This is a genomic window from Micromonospora sp. HNM0581, assembly GCF_012726175.1.
In the GTDB taxonomy this organism is placed as follows: Bacteria; Actinomycetota; Actinomycetes; order Mycobacteriales; family Micromonosporaceae; genus Micromonospora.
The window spans coordinates 62,997-89,389 of record NZ_JAASAD010000004.1 but is presented as its reverse complement, the minus strand read 5'-3'; the positions used below and the strand labels follow the sequence as shown (position 1 = coordinate 89,389).

Below are 26,393 nucleotides of genomic sequence, written 5' to 3'. Positions count from 1 at the left end.
GGACCGGCCGCCGTAATGTTGTATGTGAAGCGTATGGCAAGTAGCTTGTTCTTTCTACTGTACGTATCAGGGCGTGCTTGTTACCTTTGCGTCGGCACCGGCTCGGTTGCCGGCGACGCCAGAGCTCCGTCGGACAGGGGAGACCCAGATTGGGCGTTGAGGCCGAACAGAGACGACCCCTCACCCGGGACGGCATGCGTGACGACATCGCGGCAGTCCTCGGCGAGCCACCCGAGACGATCGCCGCCGACGCCGACCTGCTCCAACTCGGCCTCGACTCGATCGGCGTGATGCGACTGGTGGGGCGTTGGCACCAGAGCGGTGTGTCGCTGAGCTTCGCGGAACTGATCGAGGGACGTACCCTCGACGACTGGTGGCGCATGATCGCGGACCGGGCGCCCGTGGCCGTGGCGGCCGAAGACGAACCACCCCTGGCCGTCGTGGACAGTGCGGAGCCGTTCGAGCTGGCACCCATGCAGCACGCCTACTGGGTGGGACGAGGCGACGGCCAGGCCCTCGGTGGCGTCGGCGCGCACTTCTACAACGAGTTCGACGGCAAAGGTGTCGACCCGGTCCGGTTGGAGGCCGCCGTCCGGGCGCTGCTGCGCCGGCACGGCATGCTGCGTGCCCGCTTCGGGGAAGACGGCCGGCAGCAGATCCTCGCCGACGCTGCCTGGCCCGGCCTCACCGTGCACGACCTCCGCAGCGATGATCCTGAGACCGCCGAACAGACCCTGCTACACCTGCGTGACCAGCTCTCCCACCGGCGGCTCGACGTCGCCCGGGGTGAGGTCTTCGACGTGCAGCTCTCACTCCTGCCCGGGGGAGCCACCCGGTGCCACGTACATATCGAGATGCTGGTCGCCGACGCGCACAGTTTCCGCATCCTCATGTCCGAACTCGCCCGCTACTACCGGGACCCGGCGGCCGAACCGGCCCCGATCGGGCTTGACTACCCGACCTACCTGGCGACTCTTCGGACCCGTCGGGACACCGACCGGGAAGCCGACCGCAGCCACTGGCAGTCGCGGCTACCGGAGCTGCCGGGACCACCCGAACTGCCGTTGGTCGTCGATCCGCAGCAGGTCAGCGGTCAGCGGGTGGTACGCCACCACCACTGGATCACCGCCGAACAGGTGGCGGGGCTGAGCCGACAGGCCCGGTCGCACGGGCTGACCCTGCCGGTGCTGTTCCTGGCCGCCTTCGGTCTCGTCCTCGGCCGCTGGAGCGCCGCGCCGCGTTTCCTGCTCAACCTGCCGCTCTACGACCGCCAACCGGTCCACCCCGACGTGGCCCACCTGGTCGGCGACTTCACCAACCTGCTGCTGTTGGAGATCGACACCAGCACCGGCGGTGACTTCGTGACGTTCGCCCGCGCGGTACAGGACCGGATGCGGTCCGACGCGGCCCACCCCGGCTACACCGGAGTGGACGTGCTGCGCGACCTGACCCGCCTGCGAGGCGGCACCCCGGTCGGCGCCCCCGTGGTGTTCACCAGCGCACTCAGCCTGGGTGAGCTGTTCGACACCGAGGTCAGGGAAAGCTTCGGCGCACCTGGCTGGACGATGTCGCAGACCCCGCAGGTGTGGCTCGACGTGCAGGTCACCGAACGGGAACACGGTCTCTTCGTCAACTGGGACTGCGTCGAGGAACTCTTTCCGCCCGGCCTGATCGGGCAGATGTTCGACGCGTACCTGACGGTCCTCGGTTGGCTGATGGACGACACGGACTGGTCGGCGCCGCTGCCGGAGCTGTTGCCACAGCGGACCAGGCAGATGCGGGCGGCGGCCAACGACACCGCCCGCCCGGTCCGCCGTCGTCGGCTGCACGAGGACTTCTTCGCCCACGCCCACGCCGGGCCGGACCGACCGGCGTTGCTCTGGGGTGACGACGGGCAGCTCAGCTACGGCGAACTCGCCGAGCGCGCCGAGCGGGTCGCCGCAGCGCTGGTCACCAACGGGGTCGGGCCGGGCGACGCGGTCGCGGTGACGGTCGAGAAGGGTCCGGAGCAGATCGTCGCCGTGCTCGGCGTGCTGCGGGCCGGCGGGGTGTACGTTCCGGTGGGCATCGACCAGCCAGCCGCGCGCCGGAACCGGATCCACGCCGTCGCCGGGGTGCGGCACGTGGTGACGAGCGCGACCCTACCGGCGCCCCCGACCGACCTGTGCGTGATCGACGTGGCGGACCGGTCCTGCCCCCCGGTCGCCCCGGTTACCGGCGGGGACGACGACCCGGCCTACCTGCTGTTCACCTCCGGCTCCACCGGTGAACCCAAGGGGGTGCAGGTACCGCACCGAGCCGCCGTCAACACCATCGACGACATCAACCGGCGCTTCGACATCGGGCCGGCGGACCGGGTGCTTGCCGTCTCCGCCCTCGACTTCGACCTGTCGGTCTACGACATGTTCGGTCTGCTCAGCGTCGGCGCGGCGGTGGTGTGCGTCGGGGAGGACGAGCGGCGGGACGCCAGTCGATGGCGCGAGCTGCTCAGCCGGCACAAGGTCACCGTCTGGCAGTCCGTCCCGGTGCTACTGGACATGCTGCTGAGCGCAGGTGCCGCAGAGTCGGAACTGCCGCTGCGGCTCGCACTGCTCGGCGGTGACTGGGTCGGGCTCGACCTGGCTGCCCGGCTGGCCGCCCAGACCGCCGGTGCCACCCTGGTGGCGTTGGGTGGCACCACGGAGACCGCGATCCACTCCACCGTGCAGGCGGTGCCGGTGCCCGTACCCGACTCCTGGCGTTCGGTGCCGTACGGCGTGCCGCTGGCCAACCAGCTGATGCGGGTCACCGACCCGGCCGGCCGGGACCGGCCGGACTGGGTACCCGGCGAGCTGTGGATCGGCGGGAACTCGGTGGCCGACGGCTACCGCGGTGACCCCGAGCGGACCGCCGCCCAGTTCCGTGTGGTCGACGGGGTGCGCTGGTACCGCACCGGTGACCTGGCCCGCTACCAGCCGGACGGCATCGTCGAGTTCCTCGGCCGAGCCGACGCCCAGGTCAAGATCCGCGGACACCGGATCGAGCTGGGGGAGATCGAAACCGCCCTGGAGCGGCATCCCGACGTTACCCGAGCGGTGGTGGTCGCCCTCGGCGCACCGCGACGCCTCGCCGCCGCGGTGACCGCGACCACCGAGGTGGACCCGGCGACGCTACGTGACTGGCTGGCGGAGCAGGTGCCCGGGTACATGGTGCCGGACCAGATCGTCGTCACCGGAGAGCTGCCGTTGTCGGCCAACGCGAAGATCGACCGGAAGGCGGTGACCCGGCTGGTCGACGCGGCCCGGCCGGGAGCGGACGACGTCGAGACACCGGTCGGCGACGTGGAACGCGAGGTCGCCCAGGTGTGGACGCAGCTGCTGGGCGTACCGGCGGTCGGCCGGCGGGAAAGCTTCTTCGCCGCGGGCGGGGACAGCCTGGTCGCGACGCGGTCCATGGCGTTGCTGGCCGAGGCGGGACTGGCCGGGGCGACCCTGCGGCAGCTGTTCGCGACTCCGGTGCTGGCCGACTTCGCCGCCACCCTGCACCGCACCGGGCAGGAGGGGCCCGCCGCCGCGGTGTTGACCCCCGACGAAGCGAACCGGTACGCCCCGTTTCCCCCCACCGACGTACAGCGGGCGTACTGGTTGGGTCGGAGCAGCGACTTCGCCCTGGGCGGGGTCGGGTCGCACTGGTACTGGGAGTTCGACGGGGCCGGCGTCGACCTCGACCGGCTGGAGGAGGCTGTCAACCTGCTCGTCGAGCGGCACGACATGCTCCGGGCCGTCTTCGACGACGACGGCGACCAGCGGGTACTGGCCGAGGTAGACCGCTTCCGGATCGCGGTGCGGGCCGGAGGTGACGAGGCACTGCGGGAACTGCGGGAGGGACTGTCGCACCGGATTCCCGACCCGGGCCGCTGGCCACTGATGGAGATCGCCGCTGTCCGGTACACCGACGGGCGGGTGCGGATCGGCTTCAGCTTCGACTACATCGTGCTCGACGCGCTCAGTATCGTGATCTTCTTCGACGAGTTGACCACCCTGTATCGGGATCCGGCGGCGGCGCTGCGACCGGTCGGGGTGACCTTCCGCGACTACCTGCTCGCCGCGCCGGCCGATCCGCAGGCGGTCGCCGAGGACCAGCGGTACTGGCTGGACCGGCTGGACGAGTTGCCGCCCGGCCCGCCGCTGCCGTTGGCCGTCGACCCGGCCACCGTGGTCGGTCCACGTTTCCACCGCCGCGAGGACCGGCTCGATCCGGCGCAGTGGCGCCAACTGACCGAACAGGCGCGCCGGCACGGGGTGACGCCGGCCAGCGTGCTGGCGGCCGCGTTCGCCGAGGTGCTGTCGGCGTGGAGCGGTCGGGCGGAGCTGACCGTCAACTTCACCCTGTTCAACCGGCGCGACGTGCACCCCGACATCAACCACATCCTCGGTGACTTCACCTCGCTGCTGCTGGTCGCCTACCGGGCCGGTGCCGGCGACAGCTGGTTGGACGTGGTCCGTCGTACCCAGGAACAGGTCTGGGAGGGGATGGCCCACGACTCGGTGTCCGCGTTGTGGGTGCTGCGGGAACTGGCCCGCCGCCAACAGGGCGGCACGGTGAGCATGCCAGTCGTGTTCACCAGCGCTCTCGGTGTGGCCGGTGGCATGAGTGAGATGTCCTTCCCCTTCGGCGAACTCGTCTGGGGTGTTTCGCAGACCCCGCAGGTGTGGCTGGACAACCAGGTGATGGAACGCGACGGCGGTCTGGTCTTCAACTGGGACTCGGTGGAAGAACTGTTCCCGGCGGGGCTGCTCGACGCGATGTTCGACACCTACCGTGAGCTGCTGCGCTGGCTGACCACCGCAGACTGGACGGTGGCCGTCCCGCCGCCGCTGCCGGCGGCCCAACAGCGGGTCCGCGACACGGTGAACGGCACCGCGGGCCCGCTACCGACCGGGTTGTTGCACACCGGGTTCTTCACCCACGCCGCCGCCCGCCCCGCCGCCACCGCAGTGATCGCCCCCGACGGCACGGTGGTCGGCTACGGTGATCTCGCCGCCCGTGCGCTGCAGGTCGCAGGTTCGCTACGCGCGCACGGCGTGGCCCCGGGTGACCCGGTAGCGGTGACCCTGCCCCGAGGTGTCGACCAGATCGCCGCGGTCCTCGGCGTGCTCGCCCTCGGTGCGCACTACGTCCCGGTGGGCCTCGACCAGCCGACCGAACGGCGGGAACGCATCTACACCCGCGCCGCGGCACGGGTCGTCGTCGCCCGGCCCGACCTGTCGACCGGCCTTACGGTCGTACCGCCGGACCTGGCCGCCGCCCCGCTGCCGGCGCCGGTCGACGTCGACCCGGACCAGCTCGCGTACGTCATCTTCACCTCGGGCTCCACCGGTGAGCCGAAGGGCGTGGAGATCACACATGCCGCCGCACTCAACACTGTCGACGACATCAACACCCGCTTCGGCGTCGGCCCCGACGACCGGGTTCTCGCGGTCTCGGCGCTCGACTTCGACCTGTCGGTGTACGACATCTTCGGGCTGCTCGGTGCGGGTGGCGCGGTGGTCTGCGTGGCCGATGCCGACCGGCGGGAGGCCCGCAGCTGGGCGGCCACAGCCCGGCGAGGCGGGGTCACCGTCTGGAACTCGGTGCCCGCGCTGCTGGACATGCTCCTGGTCGCGGCCGGTGCCGAAGGACCGCCCGGGCTGCGCCTCGTGCTGCTCTCCGGGGACTGGGTCGGGCTGGACCTACCCGCTCGGCTGCGGCAACGGTGCCCCGACGCCCGGTTCGTCGCGTTGGGCGGGGCGACCGAGGCGGCGATCTGGTCGAACGCCTGCGAGGTCGGTGACGTGCCCCCGCACTGGAAGTCGGTGCCGTACGGCCTGCCGTTGCGTAACCAGCGCTACCGGGTGGTCGACCCGCGCGGCCGGGACTGCCCCGACTGGGTACCGGGCGAGTTGTGGATCGGCGGCGTCGGGGTGGCCCGTGGTTACCGGGGGGACGCGGAGACCACCAGCCGGCAGTTCGTCACCGTCGGCGGGCAGCGGTGGTACCGCACCGGCGACCTCGGTCGGTACTGGCCCGACGGCACGCTGGAGTTCCTCGGCCGGGTCGACTTCCAGGTCAAGATCCGTGGGCATCGCATCGAGCTGGGTGAGATCGAGACGACCGCACAGGGCCACCCCGGGGTGTCCCGGGCGGTGGCACTGACCGTCGGCGAGGGCACTCACCGCCGCCTGGCCCTGGCCTTCGTAGCCGACGGCGAACCGGTCGACGGTCCGACGCTCGTCGGTCACCTGGCGGAACGGCTACCCAGCTACATGGTGCCCGAGCGGATCGCCGCGGTGACGGACCTGCCGCTGACCGCCAACGGCAAGGTGGACCGCCGGGCGTTGACAGCCGAGCTGACCGCCGAAACCGACGGCGAAGCCGACGACGGCCCGCGCGGCGACAGCGAGAAGCTCATCGCCGAACTCTGGTCCGAGCTGCTCGACTGCGACCGGGTCGGACGTGACCAGAGCTTCTTCGCCCTCGGCGGGGACAGCCTGCTAGCGACCCGGCTGGTGGAGACGCTGCGGCAGCGCCATGGGGTCGAACTGTCGCTGCGGCAGCTGTTCCTGGCGCCGACCGTGGCGCAGTTGGCTGACGTCTTCGACACCCACCGCCGCGCGGTGGAACCCGGTGACTTCGAGGAGGGCATCATATGAGTCAGTCGTCCGCCGGTGACCTGCTCGCCGAGTTGGAAAGCGTGGGGGTGCGGATTTGGCTGGAGGCCGGCCAGCTGCGCTTCCGGGCACCGCAGGGAGCGATGACCCCGACCCGCCGGGAGGCGTTGCGCGCCCGTCGCGACGAGATCGTGGCGCACCTCGACAACGGTGGTGGCGGCACCCTGGTGCCCGACCCGGCGCACCGGCACGACCCGTTCCCGGTCACCGACGTCCAGGCCGCGTACCTGCTCGGCCGGGGTGAGACCTTCGCCTACGGTGGGGTCGCCTGTCACGGTTACGGCGAGCTGATCTATCCGACGCTGGACCCGGCCCGGATGACCGCCGCCTGGCGGGCGTTGATCGCCCGGCACGACATGCTCCGCGCGGTGGTGGAGGCCGACGGCGCGCAGCGGGTGCTTCCGGAGGTGCCGCCGTTCGAGGTACCGGTGATCGATCTGACCGGTCGCCCCGACGCGGTGGTCGACGCCGGGATCAGCGCGGTCCGGGCCGAGATGGACCACCTCGTCCACACACCGGACCAGTGGCCGCTGTTCGCCGCCCGGATCACCCTCGCCGACAGTCGAGCGGTACTGCACATGTCGATCGACTTCCTGATCGCCGACTTCATCAGCGTCCAGGTGGTGCTCGACGAACTGCACCGGCTCTACCACCGGCCGGACGAACCGCTGCCACCACTGGACATCACCTTCCGGGACTACCAGCAGGCAGAGCGGGCACTGCGGGAGGGCCCACGGCATGCGCGGGACCGCCAGTGGTGGCTGGACCGCATCGACGACCTGCCCGCCGCACCGGAACTGCCGACCGTGTCCCGTCCCACCGACAGCGAGGGACGGTTCCGCCGCTGGGAGACGCGACTGTCGCCGCAGGTCTGGGAGGGGCTGCGCCAGAACGCCGGGCGGCACGGCGTCAGCCCGTCCGGTGCGGTGCTGGCCGCGTTCGCCGACACCATCGCGGCGTGGAGTCGGCGGAGCCGGTTCACCCTGGACATCACGCTGCTCAACCGGGCGCCGGTGCATGAGCAGGTGAACTCGCTCGTCGGCGACTTCACCTCGGTGGACCTGCTGGCGGTCGACGCCGACCCGACCCGCCGCGTCGACGAACGTGCCCGCGACCTGCAGGCACAACTGTGGGAGGACCTCGACCACCGCACGTTCAGCGGCATCGAGGTGATGCGGGAGATCGCGCGCCGGCAGGGCGCCGAGGCGGCGCTGTTCCCGGTGGTGTTCACCAGCGCCATCGGTATCGCCGACGCCGGTGCGGCTGCTGACGGCGCTCCGCTCGGAGAACTCGGCTACGGAATCAGCCAGACCCCGCAGGTCTGGATCGACTGTCAGAACATCGAGCGTGCCGGCGGTCTCGTGTCGAACTGGGACGTACGCGAGGAAGTCTTCCCGCCGGGAGTGGTCGAGGACATGTTCGGTGTCTACGACGCGCTGCTGCATCGGCTCGCCACGGACGACACCGCGTGGACCCGTACCGGGCTTCCGGATCCGCCCCAGACGACCCTGACCCGTCGCGCCGAGGTGAACCGGACGCAGGCGGCACTGCCGGCCGGGATGCTGCACGACCGGGTGGTGCTCCAGGCACTGAGCACCCCGGACCAGCCGGCCGTGGTCACCGCGGACCGCACGCTCAGCTACGCCGAACTGCTCGGACGCGCGGCCGGGGTCGCCGACGCGTTGGCCGCTGCCGGCTGTCGTCGGCAGGAACTGGTCGCGGTGGTCATGGACCGAGGCTGGGAACAGGTCGTGGCGGTCCTCGGTACGCTGCTCGCCGGCTGCGTCTACGTACCGGTCGACACCTCCCAGCCACCCGCTCGGCGACGCACCATCCTGGAGAACGCGGGCGTGCGCTGCGCGTTGACCCAGTCGCGGGTGGATCCGGAGGGCTGGTCCGCCGGGTTGCGGTTGCTCGCCGTCGACCTGCTCCCGCAGGGCGAGGCACATCCGGTCGACGGCTCCGGGGACCCGGAGGAGTTGGCGTACGTGATCCACACCTCCGGCTCGACGGGTACGCCCAAGGGTGTGATGATCAGCCATCGGGGCGCGTTGAACACCGTGCTCGACATCAACGACCGGTTCGCCATCGGTCCGCAGGACCGGGTACTCGGTCTGTCGAACCTCGGCTTCGACCTGTCGGTGTACGACATCTTCGGCCCCCTGTCCGTCGGTGGCGCGGTGGTGCTGCCCGACCCGGACCGCCGCGGCGACCCGTCACACTGGGCTCAGTTGGTCACCACGAACGCGGTGACGGTATGGAACTCCGTACCAGCGCAGCTGCAGATGCTGCACGACTACCTGGGCACCGCCCCGGTGGTGCCCCCGGCCGGGCTTCGACTGGCCATGCTCTCCGGTGACTGGATTCCGGTCGCCCTGCCCGAGGCGATCCGGAGCCGGATCCCCGGTCTGCGGGTGGTCAGCCTCGGCGGGGCCACCGAGGCGTCGATCTGGTCCATCTGGTACCCGATCGACCAGGTCGACCCGGCCTGGCGCAGCATCCCGTACGGTCGGCCGCTGACCAACCAGACCTTCCACGTGCTCGACGGCGCGCTACGACCGCGCCCCGACCTGGTCGGCGGCGAGTTGTACATCGGCGGCGAGGGTTTGGCGCTGGGCTACCTGAACGACAGCGAGCGGACCGCGGAACGGTTCGTCGTCCATCCCGAGAGCGGCGAGCTGCTCTACCGCACCGGTGACCTCGGACGGTACCTGCCCGACGGCACCATCGAGTTCCTCGGCCGGGAGGACCTCCAGGTCAAGATCCGGGGATACCGGATCGAGCTGGCCGAGATCGAGTCAGCGTTGGGCGGGTGCCCCGGAGTCGCCGGAGCGGTCGTGGTCGTCGACGGCGACACCCCGCTGGAACGTCGGCTGGCGGCGTTCGTCGAGCCGGCCGGCCGTACGCTGACACGGCGGCAGGTCGAACACGACGAGGCAACCGCACGGCAGCTCGGTGCAGCTGCCTGCGTCGACGCCGACGCCACCCTCACGGGTGTCGACCGTGAACGCTACCTGGCGTACGCCCACCAGCTCGACGACGTCGCGCTGCCGGCGATGCTCGACGCGTTCCGCGCGGCGGGGCTGTTCGCCGACGGTCGGCGGCACCCACTGGCCGAACTGCTCGACACCGCCCGGGTCGCCCCGCGGCATCACCGGTTGGTGCGGCGTTGGCTGCGAGCCCTCACCGGTGCCGGCCTGCTCGACCTCGACGACACCGGCGATTACGGGCTGACCGGGACCGGTGCGGCGGCGGACACCGCGGCTGGTTGGCGGGGCGTCGAGAAGTACGCCGACGCCGAGGACGCGGAGCTGCTCGGCTACTTCCGTAACAGCACCGCCCAGCTGCCCGCGCTGTTGCGCGGCGAGGACGACCCGCTCGCGCTGCTGTTCCCGCAGGGACGGGTGGACGTTTCGCAGGGGCTCTACGAGCGGACCCTGTTCAACCGGTGGGCGAACGAGGCGGCGGCAGCTCTCGTACGGCGGATCGCCGAGCAGCGCGTCGCACCCGGCCCACTGCGGGTGCTGGAGATCGGGGCGGGTGCCGGCGGCACCACCGCCGCGACGCTCGCCGCGCTCGACGGGCACGAGGTGGACTACCTGGCCACCGACCTGTCGCCGTTTTTCGTCAACGAGCTGCGGACCAGGTTCGGCGAGCGTCCCGGGCTGCGCCTACAGGTGATCGACATCGACCGGGACCTGGCGGTCCAGGGGGTGTCCCCGAACTCGTTCGACGTGATCGTGGCCGGTGACGTCCTGCACGCCAGCGCCGACATCGGCCAGGCGTTGGAGCGGCTGCGGGGGGTGCTGGCGCCGCAGGGCTGGCTGGTGGCGTGCGAGATGACCCGCGACCACCACCAGATCATGACCTCGCTGGAACTGCTGGTCCGGGTGGACGAGGCAACTGCCGACTTCACCGACCTGCGCCGTGGTACCGAACAGGTGTTCCTTGACCGTCGGTCCTGGCTGGAGGTGTTGGACTCGGCGGGTGCCGCGCAGCCACTGTGCCTGCCCGAACCCGACAGCTTCATCGCCGAACTGGGAATGTGTGTGCTGGCCGCCCGGTTCAAGACCGATCGGCTGCCGATCTCCCGGGAGGACCTCACCGAACACCTGGTACGGCGGCTGCCGGAGTACATGGTCCCGGCGGTGGTGCAGGTCGTCGACGCTTTCCCGCTCAACGCCAACGGTAAGGTCGACCGGGCGGAGCTGCGCCGCCGGCTGCCCCGCCGGGGCGTGGCCCCCACAACCGCAGCCAGTGCTGCCGGCAGTGACCTGGAACGCCGGATCGCCGCGGTGTGGGCCGAGGCGCTGCGGGTGGGGCGGGTCGGCCGGGACGACAACCTCTTCGAACTCGGCGGTGACTCCCTGGTCGCGGCGCAGATCACCGGACGGATCCTGGAGGAGGTGCCGCAGGCGGCGGGTCTGTTCTTCGACCAGTTGCTGCGGCAGGTCCTCGAACAACCCACCGTGGCCGCGCTGGCAGGCCACATCGAGGCGGAGACGGCCGCCACCGCCGAGACGGAGCCGGCCGGTGCGACTCCGACCGCCACCGGCGGGTTGTCCGTGTTGCAGCAGGGCGGCTCCGGTACGCCGTGGGTGCTGGTGCCGGGCTGCACCGCGACCGCCGACCGGTACGCGGCACTGGTGCCGCACCTGGCGACGTCCGGTCCGGTGCACGGGTTGGCCAGCGGGGCGAGCGACGATCTGCCTCGGGTCGCTGCCGAGCTGGCCCGGCGGATCGACGCCGCCGGCCTGCCGGCGGTACGGCTGGTCGGACACGGCCTCGCCGCGACCATGGCCCTGGAGGTGGCCAGGTCGTTCACCGAGGCGGGCGGTCAGGTCGACGCCCTGGTCCTGGTCTCACCGTGGCGTCCGGCGAATGCCGGGGAGGCTGCCTCCGCCTACCGGACCGAGACCGGTGGCGGAGAACCCGACGAGGGTTTCACCGCCCGGCTGTCGGCGGTGGTCCGCCACGAACCAACCCTGTACGCCGGTGACCTCACCGTGCTGCGTCCGGCCGGTGAAGTCCCCTACGACGCCGAGGAGTTGGAGTTCTGGCCCGATCTGTGCCTCGGCGACGTACGTGTCGTCGAGGTCGACGGTGACCACCGGACGGCGCTCGCCGCAGCCGGGACAGCCCTGGCCGATCTCGACGCGGAGCCGGTCCGGTGACCGCCGTAGCCGTGCTCGGTGCTTCCGGCGCGGTCGGGCGGGTCGCCCTGGACCTGCTGCGCTCGTGGGGCGTCGGTCCTCTGCGGGCCGGTGCCCGCCGCCCCCCGGACGCCGACGGGGTCGAGCAGGTCGCCGTCGATGCGCGTGACCCCGCGGCGCTGGTCCGGTTCTGCGCGGACGCCCGGGTGGTGCTCAACTGCGCCGGCCCGGCGGTCGACCTGACCGACGCGGTCGCACGGGCCGCAGCACAGGCCGGCGCGGACTACGTGGACGCTGCCGGCGACGACGCGTTGTACGCCGCCGTCGCGGCCGTGCCCGCTGCGGTGGGTCGGGTCGCGGTGGTGTCGGCGGGGATGATGCCGGGGCTGTCCGGACTACTGCCCCGGCTGCTCGCCGTGCACCTGCCCGACGGGGAGCGGCTGACCGGCCATGTCGGCGGGCGGGATCGGTTCACCCGCACCGCCGCCGTGGACTACGTGTCCGCCGACGAGAGTTTCGGCTGGCCCGCAGCGGCGTTGCGGGACGGCCAGGTGGTGCCCGGTGCGCTTCGACCGTGCGCCGACGTGACGGTACCGACCTTTCCCGAGCCGGTCACCGCGCAGCCCTACCTGGGCACGGAGACGGCCCGGATAGCCGCCGGGTTGGGGCTGCGGCAGGTCGACTGGTATTCGGTCTTCGCCGGTGAGCGGGTGCTGGCCGCGTTGCGCAGCGGGACGCCGCCGGACGCGGACGGCAAGCACCGCGCCGGTGAGCTGTTGCACCGGGCGGCGGAGCTGGACCTGTTCGGGCAGCGGCCGTACCAGCACCTGGTGGTGACCCTCGACGGGGCCAGCGGCACCCGCACCGCAGTGGTGCACAGCACCGGTGCCAGTGATCTGACCGGCACGTTCGCCGCGCTGACGGCCCGGGCGGTGCTGGCCGGCACGGTTCCTGCCGGCGTATGGCACGCGGCCGAGGTGCTCGACCCGGTCGTGACCTTCACCGAACTGGCGGCGGCACCGAGTGTGCTGTTCGCCTCCGTGGTGGCGGACGTCACCGCCGTCGACCGCTACGAGGAGGACGTGATTTGAACCGACCCACCCGGGTGGTCGTCTGCGGCACCCGCTTCGGCCAGGTCTACCTGGAGTCCTTCCGCGACGCGGATCCCAGTTTCGAGCTGGCGGGCGTCCTCGCCGGTGGCAGTGACCGCTCCCGTGCCTGCGCGGCGCACTACGGGGTACCGCTGTACACGGCTGTGGAGCAGCTTCCGGACGATATCGACGTCGCCTGCGTGGTGATCCGCGGTGGCCTGCTCGGTGGACGCGGGTCCGAGCTGGCCATGGAGCTGATGGCGCGGGGACTGCACGTGTTGCAGGAACACCCGCTGCACCACGACGAACTGGCCCGGTGTCTGCGGCAGGCCCGCCGGCACAAGGTGGTGTACCAGCTCAACCCGTTCTACCGGCACATCGCCCCGGTACGCCGTTTCCTCGGTGCCGCCGCCGAGCTGCTGCGTCGTCAACCGCCCCGGTATCTCGACGTGGCCTGCGGCTTCCAGTTGGCGTATTCGCTGCTGGACCTGCTCGGCCAGGCGCTGGGCGGGGTCCGGCCGTGGCGGTTCACCGAGTTGCCGGCGCTGCCCGCCCCGGTGACCGCGGCAACCGATCTGGACCTGCCGTTCCGCAGCCTGGACGGGGTGCTGGCCGGGGTGCCGGTGAACCTGCGGGTGCAGAACCAGATGGATCCGGCGGACCCGGACAACTACGCACACCTGATGCACCGGATCACCATCGGCACCGAGGCCGGCAACCTGACCCTCGTCGGCACGCACGGCCCGACGGTGTGGACGGCCCGACCGGACTTCCCCCGGGAGGTCGCCGGGATCGGCGCGGATCCGCACTTCGCGGCAGCGCGCGACACCAGCACCCCCAGCGCGGTGACCCTCGGACCCGGCGAGGTGCCGCACTACGACACGGTGTTCGGCACCACCTGGCCGCAGGGGGTGCGCCGGGCGTTGTGGACGTTGCGGGAAGCCGCCGAACGGGGCGAGGACCCGCTGCGGCAGGGGCAGTACCACCTGACGTTGTGCCAGCTGTGGCAGGAACTGACGGCGATCCTCGGGCCGCCGGAGCTGGTCAAGGCCGACCCACCGCGGATGCTCGGCGCCGCCGACCTGGCCGCTCTCGCGGCAGCCGGTGAGGACGCGGTGGCCGGCCCACGCGATGCAGTGGTGACCGGCGGCGGGACGGCAGTCGGGTGAGCGACGTCGACTCGACTGCCCGCCGGTGGCTGCGCTGCTACCGGCCCCGTCCGGCGGCGACGGTGAGGCTGGTCTGCTTTCCGCACGCCACCGGCAGCGCCCCGTTCTACCGCAGCTGGGCGACTGCACTGCCGGACGGTGTCGAGCTGCTGGCGGTGCAGTATCCGGGCCGGCTGGACCGGATCGGCGAACCACCGCTGACCAACATGTCGACGCTGGCCGACATGGTCACCGAGGTGCTGGCGCCCCGGCGGGACCTGCCGGTCGCGCTCTTCGGTCACAGTATGGGTGCGGCGGTGGCGTACGAGGTGGCCCGGCGGCTGGAACGCCGGCACCGGGAACCGCTGACGCACCTGTTCGTCTCGGGGCGTCCCGCGCCCCACCATCACCGACCGGGAACCAAACACCTCGGCTCGGACGACGATCTGTGGGCGGAACTACGTCGGCTCAGTGGCACGGATCCGGCGGCGTTGGAGAATTCGCAGCTACGGGACGCGCTGATGCCGACGTTGCGGGCGGACTACCGGCTCATCGAGACCTACCGCCCGGTGCCGGACGAGCCGTTGTCCACTCCGATCTCCGCGCTGGTCGGCGATGTCGACACCGAGGCGGCGGTGGACGAGGTGGCGGCCTGGGCCGCCTACACCCGGGCGTCCTTCGACCTGACCGTCTTCGACGGCGACCACTTCTATCTGCTCCCGCACCGCACCAAGGTGCTGGCCGATGTCACCCGGAGCCTCGGTCTGCCGTGAGATTGACGGGCGTGGCCGGTGCCGGCTCGGTGAGGTGCCGCCGCCACAGCAGACGCCGTTTCGGCTTGCCGCTCGTGGTCCGCGGCACGCTGCCCGCCGGTGTCGGCACGACGTGGACGGCTGCCTGCGGGACCAGCGGTCGGACCAGGCCCGGGATGCGGGGCAGCCACTCCGGTCGGGGATGTTCCAGATAGACCACCACGACCGGCGTGCCCGCCCGCAGGCCGAGCACGCTGGCCAGCCGGCCGGGCGGTACGCCCAGGGCCGCGCCGAGCAGCGCGTCGACGTCCTCGGCGAAGACGGTCCGCCCGTGCACCTTCAGGCTGTCCCCGAGCCGACCCAGGACGAAAAGCTCCCCGTCGCGGGCGAAGCCGGCGTCGCCGGTTCGCACCCGGGCGCCGGGGAACGTCGGCCCACCGGCGTAACCGTCGGTCACCGCAGCGCCGCCGACCAGAATCTCACCGACCACTCCGTCACCGACCGGCCGGGCGTCGTCGTCGACTACCGTCACCTCGGTGCCGGCCAGCGGTACGCCGCAACCGACCACCGGTACGCCGTCCGGCCCGGGTACCTGCCGCCATCCGGTGCCCAGCGGTAGCCCAGTGACCGCGAGCGTCGCCTCCGCCAGCCCGTACGCGGGTAGCAGCGCCTCCCGTCGCAGCCCGTACGGGCCGAGCAGGTCAGCGAAGCTGTCGAGCGTGGCGGGTTGGATCCGTTCCGCACCGGCGATGATCGCCCGCCAGTGGGTGAAGTCCAGTCCGGCCAGCTGCTCGGCGCGTACCCGGCGCACCACGTGTGCCAGACCGAAGCCGGGCATCGCGGTCAGCCGGGCACCGTGCCGACCGAAGCACTCCAGGAAGCGGGTGGGCCGGCGGACGAACTCGGCCGGCGTCAGCAGCCACAGATCGGCGCCGGTGACGATCGGCGCCAGCAGGCAGCCGACCAACCCCATGTCGTGGTGCACCGGCAGCCAGGATGCGGTCGGATCGTCCGGCGTCATCTCCAGCCAGCGGCGGATCGCCGCGACGTTGGCCTCCAGCGCGGGGTACGGCACCCGTACCCCGCGTACCGTACCGGTGGTGCCGGAGGTGAACTGCAGCAGGGCCAGCCGGGTCGGTGGCATCGCGCCGCCGGGTGCAGCTTCGCCCGACAGTTGCGCGACGTCCACCACCGGCACTGCGGCGCGGGCCGCCACTCCGGAGAGCGCCGCAGCGCTCGCGGTGTCGACGACCACCAGCCGGGGACGCATCACCGTCAGGGCCGCGGCAACGTGTTCGGTGTACCGGTCCGGGTCACCGAAGGTGGCGGGCGGGGCGAGCGGTGACGCGGTCGCGCCGGCCAGTAGCGCGCCGAACAGGGTGCCGACGAAGTCCGGGCCGGTCGGTAGCACCACCCCCACCACGTCACCCGGCGCAACTCCCCGTGCGAGCAGGTCGGCGGCCCGCGCCCGGGCCAGCCCGGCCAGCCGGGCGTACGACCACGACTGCCAGCTGCCGTCCGGCCGGGAGAACCGGATACCCCGGTCGGTGCGCGGATCGTCGAGCCAGGACAACAGCCCGGTCATACCGGGCGGGCCTCGATCACCGGGAACATCGGCGTCGACGTGGCCTCGACCAGTTCCAGACCGGCTCCGGCGAGCAGAGCCCGCTGTTCGTCGAGGCTGCGTGCGCCGCCCGCACTGAGCGTCAGCATGAGCATGTCCATCCGGCGGGCCAGCGGCGTGCTGTCCGCCTCGGTCTGCCTGCCAGCTTCGAGGATGAAGACCCGACCCTGCGGGGACATGGCGGTCCGGATGCGCCGGAGCACACCGGTCGCCTCCTCGTCGCTCCAGCTGTAGAGGATCCGCTTGAGCACGTACGCGTCGCCGTCGCGGGGGATGTCGTCGGTGAGGAAGCTACCGGGTACGACCCGGGCCCGGTCGGCGACACCGGCCGCCGCGAACGTCTCCGGCGCGTTCGCCACCACACCGGGCAGGTCGAACAGCACTCCCCGCATGCGGGGAAAGCGGGCCAGCAGGTCGCCCAGGAAGCGACCGTTGCCACCTCCGACGTCGACGACGGTGCCGAAGCGGGACCAGTCGGAGGCGCGCAGGATGGCCATCAGTTCCATGCCGGTGACGCCGCTCATCACCTTGTCGAAGGCTTCCCCGTCACCGGGGTGCTGGCCGAAGTGGTCCCACATGCCGATGCCGTGCACGGCGTCGAAGGCGCCCTCTCCGGTGCGCAGGGTGTGGTCGAGCCCTTCCATCGCCCGGGTGCAGACCACGGGGGAGAGGAAGATGTCCCGAGCCGAGTACGGGTGGTCGGTCCGCAGCAGGTCGGCCATCGGGGTCAGGCCGAACGTGCCCGGCTCGACCTCGGCGAACAGGTCCCGGGTGGCGAGGTAGCGCAGTGCCTTGGTCAGCGACGGCTCGTGCGCCTCGCAGGCACGGGCCAGCTCGTCGGCGGGTAGCGGTCCGTCGGCGAGCCGGTCGGCGACCCGCAGCAGGCAGACCGCCCGGATCGTGTACGGCAGCAGGTAGTCACCCACCTCCATCAGCCGAAGGATGGCCGGCACGTCGATCCCGGGACGTCGTCTCGTCAGCATCGCTGCTCCTTGTCAACTGGGTCGGTCAGCCGGCCGCCTGACCGGCCGGCTCCGGCGGCGCGGTCAGCAGGTGGTCGGCGAGGGTGGCGAGATGTGTCCTGGTGCGGGTGTCGAAACTGTCCAGCCAGAGTGCCCGCCGGTACCACCAGTGCAGCGGGTACTCCCAGGTGGCGCCGAGCCCGCCGGTGACCTGAAGGGCGCTCTCGCAGGCCTGGACCGCGGCCTGCCGGCTGGCGATCACCGCTTCGGCGTGAGCGTGCTCGACCGTCGTGGCGTCGACGTCCGCGGTGCCGTCGAGCCAGCAGGCGCGCAGGGCGAGCGAGGTGGCCAGTTCCAGAGCCACGTAGCTGTCGGCGAGCCGGTGCGCCACCGCCTGGTAGGCCCCGATCGGCCGGCCGAACTGCACCCGGTCGACGGCGTGTCGGCGGGCCATGTCGAGGGCCCGGCGAGCCACCCCGACCGCCTCGCAGGCGAGCAGTGTCCCGGCGTGCCGCCGGGTGTCGGCCAGCACCTGCCCCGCGGTCTCCGGGGCCACCAGCAGCTCGCCGGGCGTTTCGGCGAGGTGCAGCCGGGCGGCACCGCGCAGACGTTCCAGCGTGGGCTGGGCTTCGATGGTGAGTCCGGCGGCCGGTGACCGTACCGCGAACAACGCGATCCCGTCGTCGGTGTCGGCGGCGACCACCAGGGCGGAGGCTGTGGTGGCGTCGGTCACCAGGGCGCGTTGTCCGGTCAGTTGCCAGCCGCTGCCGTGCCGGGCGGCCCGGCAGCCGCCGCCGGCCGGATCGTCCTGCCAGGCGAGGGTGAGTGGGTCGGCGGGCAGACCGCGCCCGGCCGCCCGGTAGACCGGGTGGGCCAGACCGACCGTGCTCCACCACGCGGTGGCGGCCAGGGCGTAGCCACTCTCCTGGGCCAGCAGCCCCTTCTCCACCATGCCCAGCTCCGGGTCACACCAGCCCTGTCGACGAAGCAGGGGCCAGGTGCCCGGATCCGTGCCGCAGCTGTCGGCCAGTTCGGCGACCCGCTCGACCGGGTAGCGGTCGGCGAGCAGCCGGGCGGCTGCGGCCGCCAGCTCGCGCTGGTCGTCGGTGAGGGCGAAGTCCATGCTGTTCCTCTCCGGCCTGAACGGCTCACCTGGTCCGGGGCAGGTCGAGGACGCGTTCGGCGATGATGCCGCGCAGGATCTCCGAGGTGCCGCCCTCGATCGAATTGGCCCTGCTGCGTAGTCGTAGGTGCTGCCAGTGGCCGGCGGCGTGGCTGTCCGGACCGTGCAGCATCGCCGCCGGGCCGAGCAGGCGCAGCGCGAGCGCGGCCAGGCGCTGGTTGGTGACCGACCAGTGCAGTTTGAGGATCGAGCTCTCCGGCCCGGGTCTACCGGTGCGGGCCAGCGTGGCCATCGTCCGCTGGCCGGTCCAGCGCAAGCCCTGCAACTGCACGTACAGCTCGGCCACGTCGGCGCGTACCGCCGGATCGTCGGCCAGTCCGAGGTCGCGCACGGTACCCAACAGCCGGTCGAACTCGACGGCTAGCCTGGCGGTCAGGGTGATCCCGAAGGTGCCGCGTTCGTGCGCGAGGGTGGTCATCGCGATCCGCCACCCCTCACCCACCGGCCCCAGTACACAGTCGTGGGGGACGGCCACGTCGGTCAGCACGATCTGGTTGAAGTCGCTGTCACCGGTACTCTGTCGCAGGGGTAGTACCTGCACACCGGGGCTGCGCATGTCGACCAGCAGGCAGGTCAGGCCGGCGTGTGCGGTGGAGCCGGGCTCGGTACGGGCCAGCAGCAGGCACCAGTCGGCCTGGTGGGCGTACGAGGACCAGACCTTTTCGCCGGTCACCCGCCAGCCGTCGTCGGTGGCCACCGCGCGGGTGCGTACCGAGGCCAGGTCACTGCCGGCGTCCGGCTCGGAGAACCCCTGGCAGAACACGAAGTCGCCGGACAGGATCGGTTCCAGGAAACGGCGCTGCTGCTCGGGTGTGCCGTGCGAGACGATCGTCGGCCCGACCATCCCCAGCCCGATCACGTTCACGTGGTCGGGCGCCCCGGCCAGGGCGGCTTCTTCCGCGTAGATCGCCTGGTAGGTCGGCGGAAGTCCGCGTCCACCGTACGCGGCGGGCCAGGTCAGGCCGGTGTAGCCGGCCGCGTGCAGCGCCTTCGTCCAGTCGCCTGGTGCGGTGCCGCCGTGGTGCCGGGGCACGTGCGTGGCGAGCCAGGCGCGTAGCCTGGCGCGGAACTCCGACTCCTCGGCGGTGTCGCGTAGCCGCACCGGTCAGCCCTCCCGGGCGGCCACGACGCGGGCCGGATCGTGGTAGGTGGGCGTTCCCGCGCCGAAGTACCGCTCTCGCAGGGTGACCTCCGCTGGATCGTAGGCGCTTCGGAACATGCCCCGTCGTTGCAGCTCGGGTACGAGCAGGTCGCAGATGTCGTCGATGCCGTCCGACGGTGGGCAGGGGATGAGGTTGAACCCGTCCACGTCGGCGACGGAGAGCCACTGTTCCATCCGGTCAGCGACCTGTTCGGGGGTGCCGAACAGTGTCACCGGTGCCTCGGCCCGGGGCCGGCGGGGGCGCGAGACGAGGTACTTGACGTCGCCGATGGTCCAGGTGCGGTCCGGGGTGAGCTTACGTAGGAAGCCGAGGAACGAGTGACTCGCCTGGCTGCGGATCTCGGCGACCGGGGTGTCGTCGGGGAAGGCCGCGAGGTCGATGTCCATCCACCCGCACCACTTGGCCAACTGTCCTTCGCTGCTCCACAGGGTGTTGTACGCCTCGGCCTTGGCTTTGGCTTCGGCCCGGTCCCGACCGACCATCACCATCGTGCCCTGCAACGCCTTGACCATGGCCGGGTCCCGGCCCTGGCGGGCCACGGCGGCGCGGAGGGCGGCCACCGGTTCGGCACCGGTGGCCGGGTCGGCGAGGGTGAGGAAGACCACCTCCGCGTGCCGGGCGGCGAACTCGATCCCCCGCGGAGAGGAACCCGCCTGGTAGAGCACGGGGGTGCGCTGCGGTGAGGGCTCGCACTGATGCGGTCCGCGCACGTCGAACCAGCGTCCATGGTGGTCGATCTGACGGACCCGGTCGGGGTCGGTGAACACGTCCCGCTCGGCGTCCCGGACCACCGCGTCGGCGTCCCAGCTGTCCTCCCAGAGGGCGCGGGCGACGTGGACGTACTCGTCGGCCCGGTCGTAGCGCTCGTCGTGGTCGAGGTAGTCGCCGAGCCCGTTCGCGGTTGCTGAGCGTAGGTAGGAGGTGACGATGTTCCACCCGACCCGTCCGCTGGTGAGATGGTCCAGCGAGGAGAACAGCCGGGCGCATTCGTAGGGCGAGTGGTAGGTGGTGGAATAGGTGATCGCGAAACCGAGGTGCCGGGTGGCTGCTGCGGCGGCGGAGAGCAGCAGCGCCGGGTCGATCGACGGGATCTGCACAGCGTGCCGTACGGCTGGCGCCCAGGAGCCCCGGTAGACGTCGTACACGCCGTGGATGTCGGCGAAGAACAGGGCGTCGATGCAGGCCGCCTCGAGTTGGCGGGCCCGGGCGATCCAGTATTCCAGGGACCGGTAGCCGGTGGCGGTGCGGTCGCCGGGTACCCGCCACATGCCTTTGAACTGCGGTGACGGGGAGCACTGGGTGAACACGTTCAGATGCATGCCCGGTTTCCTCACATCCGTTCCGGCGGCTACCGGCGACCACGCTGCCAGGTGACGACACGCTACCGGGAAACGACGACAACACGCCACACCCAAGATACGAGTCAGGCCACTATCATGCGTCTTGTGCCCAAACTCAACGGCAGGAACCACGTCAACCTGACCGTCCGCGACCTGGAGCGCAGTACCGAGTGGTACTGCCGGGTCATGGACTTCACCCCCGTGCGGGACGCGACACCCGCCGAGTCCGGGTTCACCTTCCGCACGCTCGTGCACCGGGGGTCTCTCTCCTCCATCGTGCTCGGCCAGGCGGTGACACCGGACCCCGAACCCTTCGACGAGCGGCGTGTCGGCCTGCACCACCTGGGCTACCACGTACCGGACATGGCCGACCTGAGCGAGTGGGCCGAGCATCTGGACGCTGTCGGCGCGCCGCATTCCGGTGTCCGTGAGCTGTTCCTCGAGGCCGGCTACGGCATCTGGCTGCGCGATCCGGACAACATCTGGTTGGAGTTCTACTGGCTGAACGCCGACTACTTCATGAATCGTCTGCGTGAGCAGCGCCGGGCCGAGCGGGCGGCGCGGACAACCGACGGGGATCGTCGGTTGTAGGGTCTTGCCCAAAACAACATACGCTGTAGATAGTGGGACCGGACCGCCTGGCTGCCACGGGTGGTACGACACGCGCCGGGCGGTGTGCCGCGCCGCCGGACTACTCCGCACCGACGACTGGGAGACCGACGTGGAAGAGACCCGGTACAGCGTCTACTGGCACGACACCGAGCCGGTCGAGACCGGTGAGCCGCTCGACGGCGACGCGACCTGCGACATCTGCATCGTCGGCGCCGGGTACACCGGTCTGTGGGCGGCGCACTTCCTCGCCGAGGCGGAGCCGTCAGCAGACATCCGGGTGCTGGACGCCTCGACGGTGGGCAGCGGCGCGTCCAGCGCCAACGGCGGGTTCGTCGGCCTGACCGCCGGCAAGGTGCTGCGTCGGCTGCTGTGGTACTACGGTCGAGAGAAGGCCGCCGGGGTGTACCGCAGCGGTGCCCGCTCGATCATCGACATCGGCCGGTTCTGCCGCCAGTACGGCATCGACGCCGACTTCAGCATGAACGGCATGCTCCAGGTGGTCACCGACCGCAAGCAGTTGGCCCGGCTCGAACTCCAGGTCAAGCGCAGTGAGCGTACCGGGCTGCGCGGCTCGTTCAAGCTGCTGGACCGTGACGAGGCCCAGCAGCGGATCGGGTCGCCGCAGGTGCTCGGCGCGTTGCGGACCACCGGCGCGCTCGTGAACCCGCACCGCCTCATACAGGGCCTGGCCCGGGTGGTCCGGGAGCAGGGCGTCACGATCCACGAGCAGACCCCGGCCGTCGAGGTACGCAAGGTCGGTAACCGATACCAGGTCAGCACCCCCACCGGCACGGTGACCGCGAACGAGGTCGTCCTGGCCACCAACGCCTGGCAGCACAGCTTCGCCCAGACCCACACGAAGGTCATGCCGGTGTGGAACTACCTGATGGTCACCGAACCGCTCACCGACGTGCAGCTGGCCAGGGTGGCCTGGCCCGGCCGAGAGGGCGTCAGCAACTCACTGTCGTTCGCCCACGCGGCCCGGCTGACCGCCGACAACCGGGTCGTCTGGTCCGGCGGCCGGTGGTACTACTTCGACCGGCGCGACACGGACCGGAGCCATCTTCGCAACGACGCGGCCCACGCCGATCTCCGCGAGTCGTTCGCCCGGTTCTTCCCGGCCTGGCGGGACGTCCGGTTCAGTCACGCCTTCGGTGGGCCGATCGGTTGGAGCCGCACCTTCATCCCGCAGTTCGGCCGCACCGGCGACGGTCTCGTCTACGGCCACGGTTACACCGGCAACGGAATCGCGCCCAGCCACACCGGCGGGAAGATCCTGCGTGACCTGGTGCTGCGCCGCAAGACCGAATACACAGAGCTGGCGTTCGTCACCGTGAACCAGCCGAAGTTCGCCAAGGGGAGCGCCGGTGACAAGGGCGCGCACCTGTTCATCTGGCGGCAGGAGACCGGTGACCGACTCCCGTTGCTGTTGCCGCACACGGCGGCTCTGGCGCCGCGGGCGTTCTTCGCTGCCCGGGCCGCACGTCGCGCCCGGGCAGCGGGCGCCGGCCGCTGACCTGGCCGTCCCCGCCGGGTGACGTCGTCCGGGCGCCCGGTCCCGTCGGGCGCCCGGACAATCGAGGGGAGTACGCCCAGTGGGACGATCGCGCTAGGCGTCGCCGGTCAGCAACCGGCTCTCACCGACGGCGAGATCCCACAGGTTCGCGGCCGGTCGTCCCGATTCCGCCCATGCCTTGCGGGCCAGCTCGACCGGTGCCAGCACCGGCTCGGCCGAGAGCGCGAACGTACCCCAGTGAATGGTCACCATCCGCTCGGACCCCAGGTCCCCGCAGGCGCGTACCGCCTCGGCCGGGTCCATGTGCAGCGGCTTCATGAACCAGCGTGGCCGGAACGCGCCCACCGGCAACAGCGCCACGTCGATGCCCGGGAAACGTGCGCCGATCTCGGCGAACGCCGGGCCGTAGGCGGAGTCGCCGGCGAAGAAGACCCTCTGGGGGGCAGGGCCGGAGGCGGTCATCAGCCAGCCGCCCCACAGGCTCTGACAGGTGTCGAAGAGCCCTCTGCGACTCCAGTGGTGCGCCGGGGTGAAGTCGAAACGGACGCCGTCGATCGTGGTCGACTCCCACCAGTCCAGCTCGACGACCCGGCGGAATCCCCTCGCCTCGAACCACCAGGCCAACCCGGCGGGCACCAACATCGTGGTGTCCCGAGGCAGCCGACGCACGGTCGGCTCGTCGAGGTGGTCGAAGTGGTTGTGGCTGATCAACACCACGTCGACCGGTGGCAGTGAGTCCCAGGCCACACCGGGTGGGGTGAATCGCGTCGGGGTGCCCGGAATCTTCTCGGCGAAGACCGGGTCGGTGAGGACCACCCGGCCACCGAGCTGCACCAGACAGGTGGCATGGCCGATCCAGGTCACCGCGGCCTGCCCTGGGTCGGGGCGGGGTAGCGCCTCGTCGACCACCGGTACCCGTCCCGCCGTCGGCCCGACCGGGCGGTTGCCGCGTTCGCGGGTCAACCGCAGGACCGCGGCCGGTCCGGGGACGGGATGGGTGAGCCGGTCGGTGAAGTCGCGGGGCCAGGCCCGCCCGGCAGGCCGGCCGGTGAACCGCGACAGGAGGTGGTGGACGGGGCGGGGTCGGTACACGGGTCCTCCTCAACTCGTCCGGGTCGACCCGGACCTGACCGGGCCGATCAGTCTCGGCCGGACCGGCGGGCGGTGAGCAGCACGTAGCCCAGGCAGGATTCGGCGACCGACTGCAGGTCGAGTACCGCGTTGCTGACCTGGCGAAGCACCCGGGGGCCGTAGCTGCCGGAGAGCTGTTCACGCTGCTGGGCGACCGCCTCCCGGGTGGCTCGGTGTGAGCGGCGGACGTGCTCGCTGGCGTCCAGCACTTCGATGATCTCGAAGCCGGCGTCGCGTACCTGCCCGGTGTACGCCTCGGCGGTCGGCGGCGTCGACATCGGCATCCCCGACCAGATCCGTTGCTGTTCCGGTCCCATCGGGCGGGTCAGGGTCAGTTCGGCGAGGACCAGTCGTCCACCGGGTCGCAACACCCGGTGCGCCTCGATCAACGCGGCGGTCTTGTCGGGCACATGTACCAGCACCTCCAGGGCCAGCGCCGCGTCGAAGCTGTCGTCCGGGAACGGCAGGTCGGTGGCGTCGGCGCGGGTGAAACGTACCCGCCGGTCGAGTCCTTCCTCGGCGGCCAGCTCGTTGGCCCGATCGACCTGGCGTCCGCTGAGCGAGATGCCGTCGGCCTCGGCGCCGGTGCGGTGGGCTATCCGTCGGGTGGGTCCTCCGGTGCCGCAGCCGATGTCGAGTACGCGGTCGCCGGCACCGACGCCCAGCCGGGCGGCGATCTCGTCGTTGAGGCGTTCCTGAGCCTGCGGCATGGTGGCCTGATCGTGCTCGTCGGTCCAGTAGCCGTAGTGCAGGTTGTCGCCGTAGACGGCGTCGAGGAACGTGCCCATCAGGTCGTAGAACGTGCTGACCCGCTGGGACCGTGTCGCTGGGTCTTCTGCCACCGTGGCGACCTCCCGGATCGGCGTGACGTGTTCAGCATAGTGCTGAGCCAACAAACGCAACACCCGACTGTGTAGCTTCTAGGCTGCGTGAGGTGTGTTCGTTAGGCTGTTGGCACAATCCACACACCGACTGACAACGGAACGGACGGTGGACCCACTGATGAGCAACTCTGCCAAGGTGTTGGACCGCGCGGAGCGCATCGCCGACGAGGTGCTGTTCCCGGCGGCAGAGACGGTCGATGCGGGCGAGATGACACTGAACAACCACCTCGACCTCCTCGCCGCCGAGGGTTTCTACGGCGTCGCCGGCCCGTCCGAGTTCAGTGCGATGTCGGCCGAGGACACCGCCACCGCCGCCCGGGTCATGGAGATCATCGCCAGTGGCTGCCTCACCACCGGGTTCGTCTGGGCGCAGCACCACAGCGCCGTCATGGCCGCCACCCACAGCCAGCGTCCCGGCATCACGCAGGAATGGCTCGAGCCGTTGTGCCGGGGCGACCGCCGAGCCGGGCTGGCCATCGCGGCGACCCGACCCGGGCCACCGGCGGTCCGCGCCGAACCGGTCGACGGTGGGTGGCTGCTGCACGGCGAAGCCCCCTGGGTGACCGGGTGGGGGCTGGTCGACACCCTCTTCGCCGCCGCGCGGGACGACGCGGACACCCTGGTCTGGTCACTGCTCGACGCCCGGGAAAGTGACACCCTGAGGGTCACGCCGGTCGACATGGTGGCGGTCGGCGCCAGCCGCACCGTGCAGGTCACCTTCACCGGCCACTTCCTGCCCGAGGAACGGGTCACCGGTACCGTCCCGCACGAGGTCTACCTGCAACGTGACCCGGCGACCCTGCGGTTCAACGGCTCCCTGCCGTTGGGTGTGGCGACCCGCTGCGCGCGGCTGATCGGACCCAGCCCACTGGACGAGTCAATCGACAGGTGTCGGCGTGCCCTCGACGAAGCCGGCCCGCAGGAACTGCCCTCGGCGCGAGCCGCCGCTGCCGCCCTCGCACTGCGGTCCGCCGGCCTGCTCGCCACCACCACCGGCAGCGCAGCGGTGTTGCGGCACCGCCCGACCGAACGACTCATGCGCGAGGCGATGTTCCTGCTCGTGTTCGGCACTCGCCCGGCCATCCGCGCCGACCTGCTCGACCGGCTGCACGCCTGAGGTAACCGACCGGTGTGGCCGTTGCCGG

15 protein-coding genes are annotated in these 26,393 nt (G+C 71.3%); 8 read left to right on the top strand and 7 right to left on the bottom strand.

Going from position 1 to position 26,393, the window contains the following annotated elements:
- Positions 1-194 precede the first annotated feature (194 nt).
- Genes HCA58_RS07685 through HCA58_RS07665 form a run of 5 tightly spaced genes read left to right on the top strand, consistent with a single transcriptional unit; the run spans position 195 to position 14,854 of the window.
- Complete coding sequence (locus HCA58_RS07685) at positions 195-6,671, top strand: non-ribosomal peptide synthetase (protein ID WP_205807936.1); 6,477 nt, start codon at positions 195-197, stop codon at positions 6,669-6,671.
- Positions 6,668-11,863 (top strand): non-ribosomal peptide synthetase, encoded by a 5,196-nt coding sequence (locus HCA58_RS07680; RefSeq protein ID WP_169597070.1) that lies wholly within the window; start codon positions 6,668-6,670, stop codon positions 11,861-11,863. Before HCA58_RS07685 ends, HCA58_RS07680 begins: the two co-directional genes overlap by 4 nt.
- Entirely contained in the window at positions 11,860-12,933 is a 1,074-nt protein-coding gene (locus tag HCA58_RS07675) for a saccharopine dehydrogenase NADP-binding domain-containing protein (RefSeq protein WP_169597069.1), read from the top strand. Before HCA58_RS07680 ends, HCA58_RS07675 begins: the two co-directional genes overlap by 4 nt.
- The gene (locus tag HCA58_RS07670; protein ID WP_169597068.1) at positions 12,930-14,102 is read left to right on the top strand and encodes a Gfo/Idh/MocA family oxidoreductase; all 1,173 of its coding nucleotides are present in this window, start codon (positions 12,930-12,932) and stop codon (positions 14,100-14,102) included. Before HCA58_RS07675 ends, HCA58_RS07670 begins: the two co-directional genes overlap by 4 nt.
- Positions 14,099-14,854, top strand: coding sequence for an alpha/beta fold hydrolase (locus tag HCA58_RS07665; RefSeq protein ID WP_169597067.1), 756 nt, complete (start codon positions 14,099-14,101; stop codon positions 14,852-14,854). The genes HCA58_RS07670 and HCA58_RS07665 overlap by 4 nt, the downstream gene beginning before the upstream one ends.
- Here HCA58_RS07665 and HCA58_RS07660 read toward each other — a convergent pair.
- From HCA58_RS07660 to HCA58_RS07640, 5 genes are read right to left on the bottom strand one after another with little or no spacing between them, the layout of a single operon-like run.
- Complete coding sequence (locus HCA58_RS07660) at positions 14,829-16,418, bottom strand: AMP-binding protein (RefSeq protein WP_169597066.1); 1,590 nt, start codon at positions 16,416-16,418, stop codon at positions 14,829-14,831. The genes HCA58_RS07665 and HCA58_RS07660 overlap by 26 nt on opposite strands.
- Positions 16,415-17,440, bottom strand: a complete 1,026-nt coding sequence (locus tag HCA58_RS07655) for a methyltransferase (RefSeq protein ID WP_169597065.1) — start codon at positions 17,438-17,440, stop codon at positions 16,415-16,417. Before HCA58_RS07655 ends, HCA58_RS07660 begins: the two co-directional genes overlap by 4 nt.
- A 25-nt stretch (positions 17,441-17,465) precedes the next feature.
- Positions 17,466-18,542 carry an acyl-CoA dehydrogenase gene (locus tag HCA58_RS07650; protein ID WP_169597064.1) on the bottom strand — a complete coding sequence of 359 codons (1,077 nt, stop codon included), beginning with the start codon at positions 18,540-18,542 and terminating at the stop codon, positions 17,466-17,468.
- A 25-nt stretch (positions 18,543-18,567) separates the two neighbouring features.
- Positions 18,568-19,704, bottom strand: coding sequence for an acyl-CoA dehydrogenase family protein (locus tag HCA58_RS07645; protein WP_169597063.1), 1,137 nt, complete (start codon positions 19,702-19,704; stop codon positions 18,568-18,570).
- A 3-nt stretch (positions 19,705-19,707) separates the two neighbouring features.
- The gene (locus HCA58_RS07640) at positions 19,708-21,084 is read right to left on the bottom strand and encodes an NtaA/DmoA family FMN-dependent monooxygenase (RefSeq protein WP_169597062.1); all 1,377 of its coding nucleotides are present in this window, start codon (positions 21,082-21,084) and stop codon (positions 19,708-19,710) included.
- 117 nt (positions 21,085-21,201) lie between these two features.
- Here HCA58_RS07640 and HCA58_RS07635 point away from each other — a divergent pair, with 117 nt between their 5' ends.
- Positions 21,202-21,696, top strand: a complete 495-nt coding sequence (locus tag HCA58_RS07635; protein WP_169597061.1) for a VOC family protein — start codon at positions 21,202-21,204, stop codon at positions 21,694-21,696.
- Between the two features lie 130 nt (positions 21,697-21,826).
- Positions 21,827-23,233 carry an FAD-binding oxidoreductase gene (locus HCA58_RS07630; RefSeq protein ID WP_346775902.1) on the top strand — a complete coding sequence of 469 codons (1,407 nt, stop codon included), beginning with the start codon at positions 21,827-21,829 and terminating at the stop codon, positions 23,231-23,233.
- 93 nt (positions 23,234-23,326) lie between these two features.
- Here HCA58_RS07630 and HCA58_RS07625 read toward each other — a convergent pair whose 3' ends face one another.
- Positions 23,327-24,325, bottom strand: coding sequence for an MBL fold metallo-hydrolase (locus HCA58_RS07625; protein ID WP_169597059.1), 999 nt, complete (start codon positions 24,323-24,325; stop codon positions 23,327-23,329).
- Between the two features lie 47 nt (positions 24,326-24,372).
- Entirely contained in the window at positions 24,373-25,206 is an 834-nt protein-coding gene (locus tag HCA58_RS07620) for a methyltransferase domain-containing protein (protein ID WP_169597058.1), read from the bottom strand.
- Between the two features lie 160 nt (positions 25,207-25,366).
- Between HCA58_RS07620 and HCA58_RS07615 the strand changes: the two genes are divergently transcribed.
- Positions 25,367-26,365 (top strand): acyl-CoA dehydrogenase family protein, encoded by a 999-nt coding sequence (locus HCA58_RS07615; protein WP_169597057.1) that lies wholly within the window; start codon positions 25,367-25,369, stop codon positions 26,363-26,365.
- The last annotated feature ends 28 nt before the right edge of the window (positions 26,366-26,393 follow it).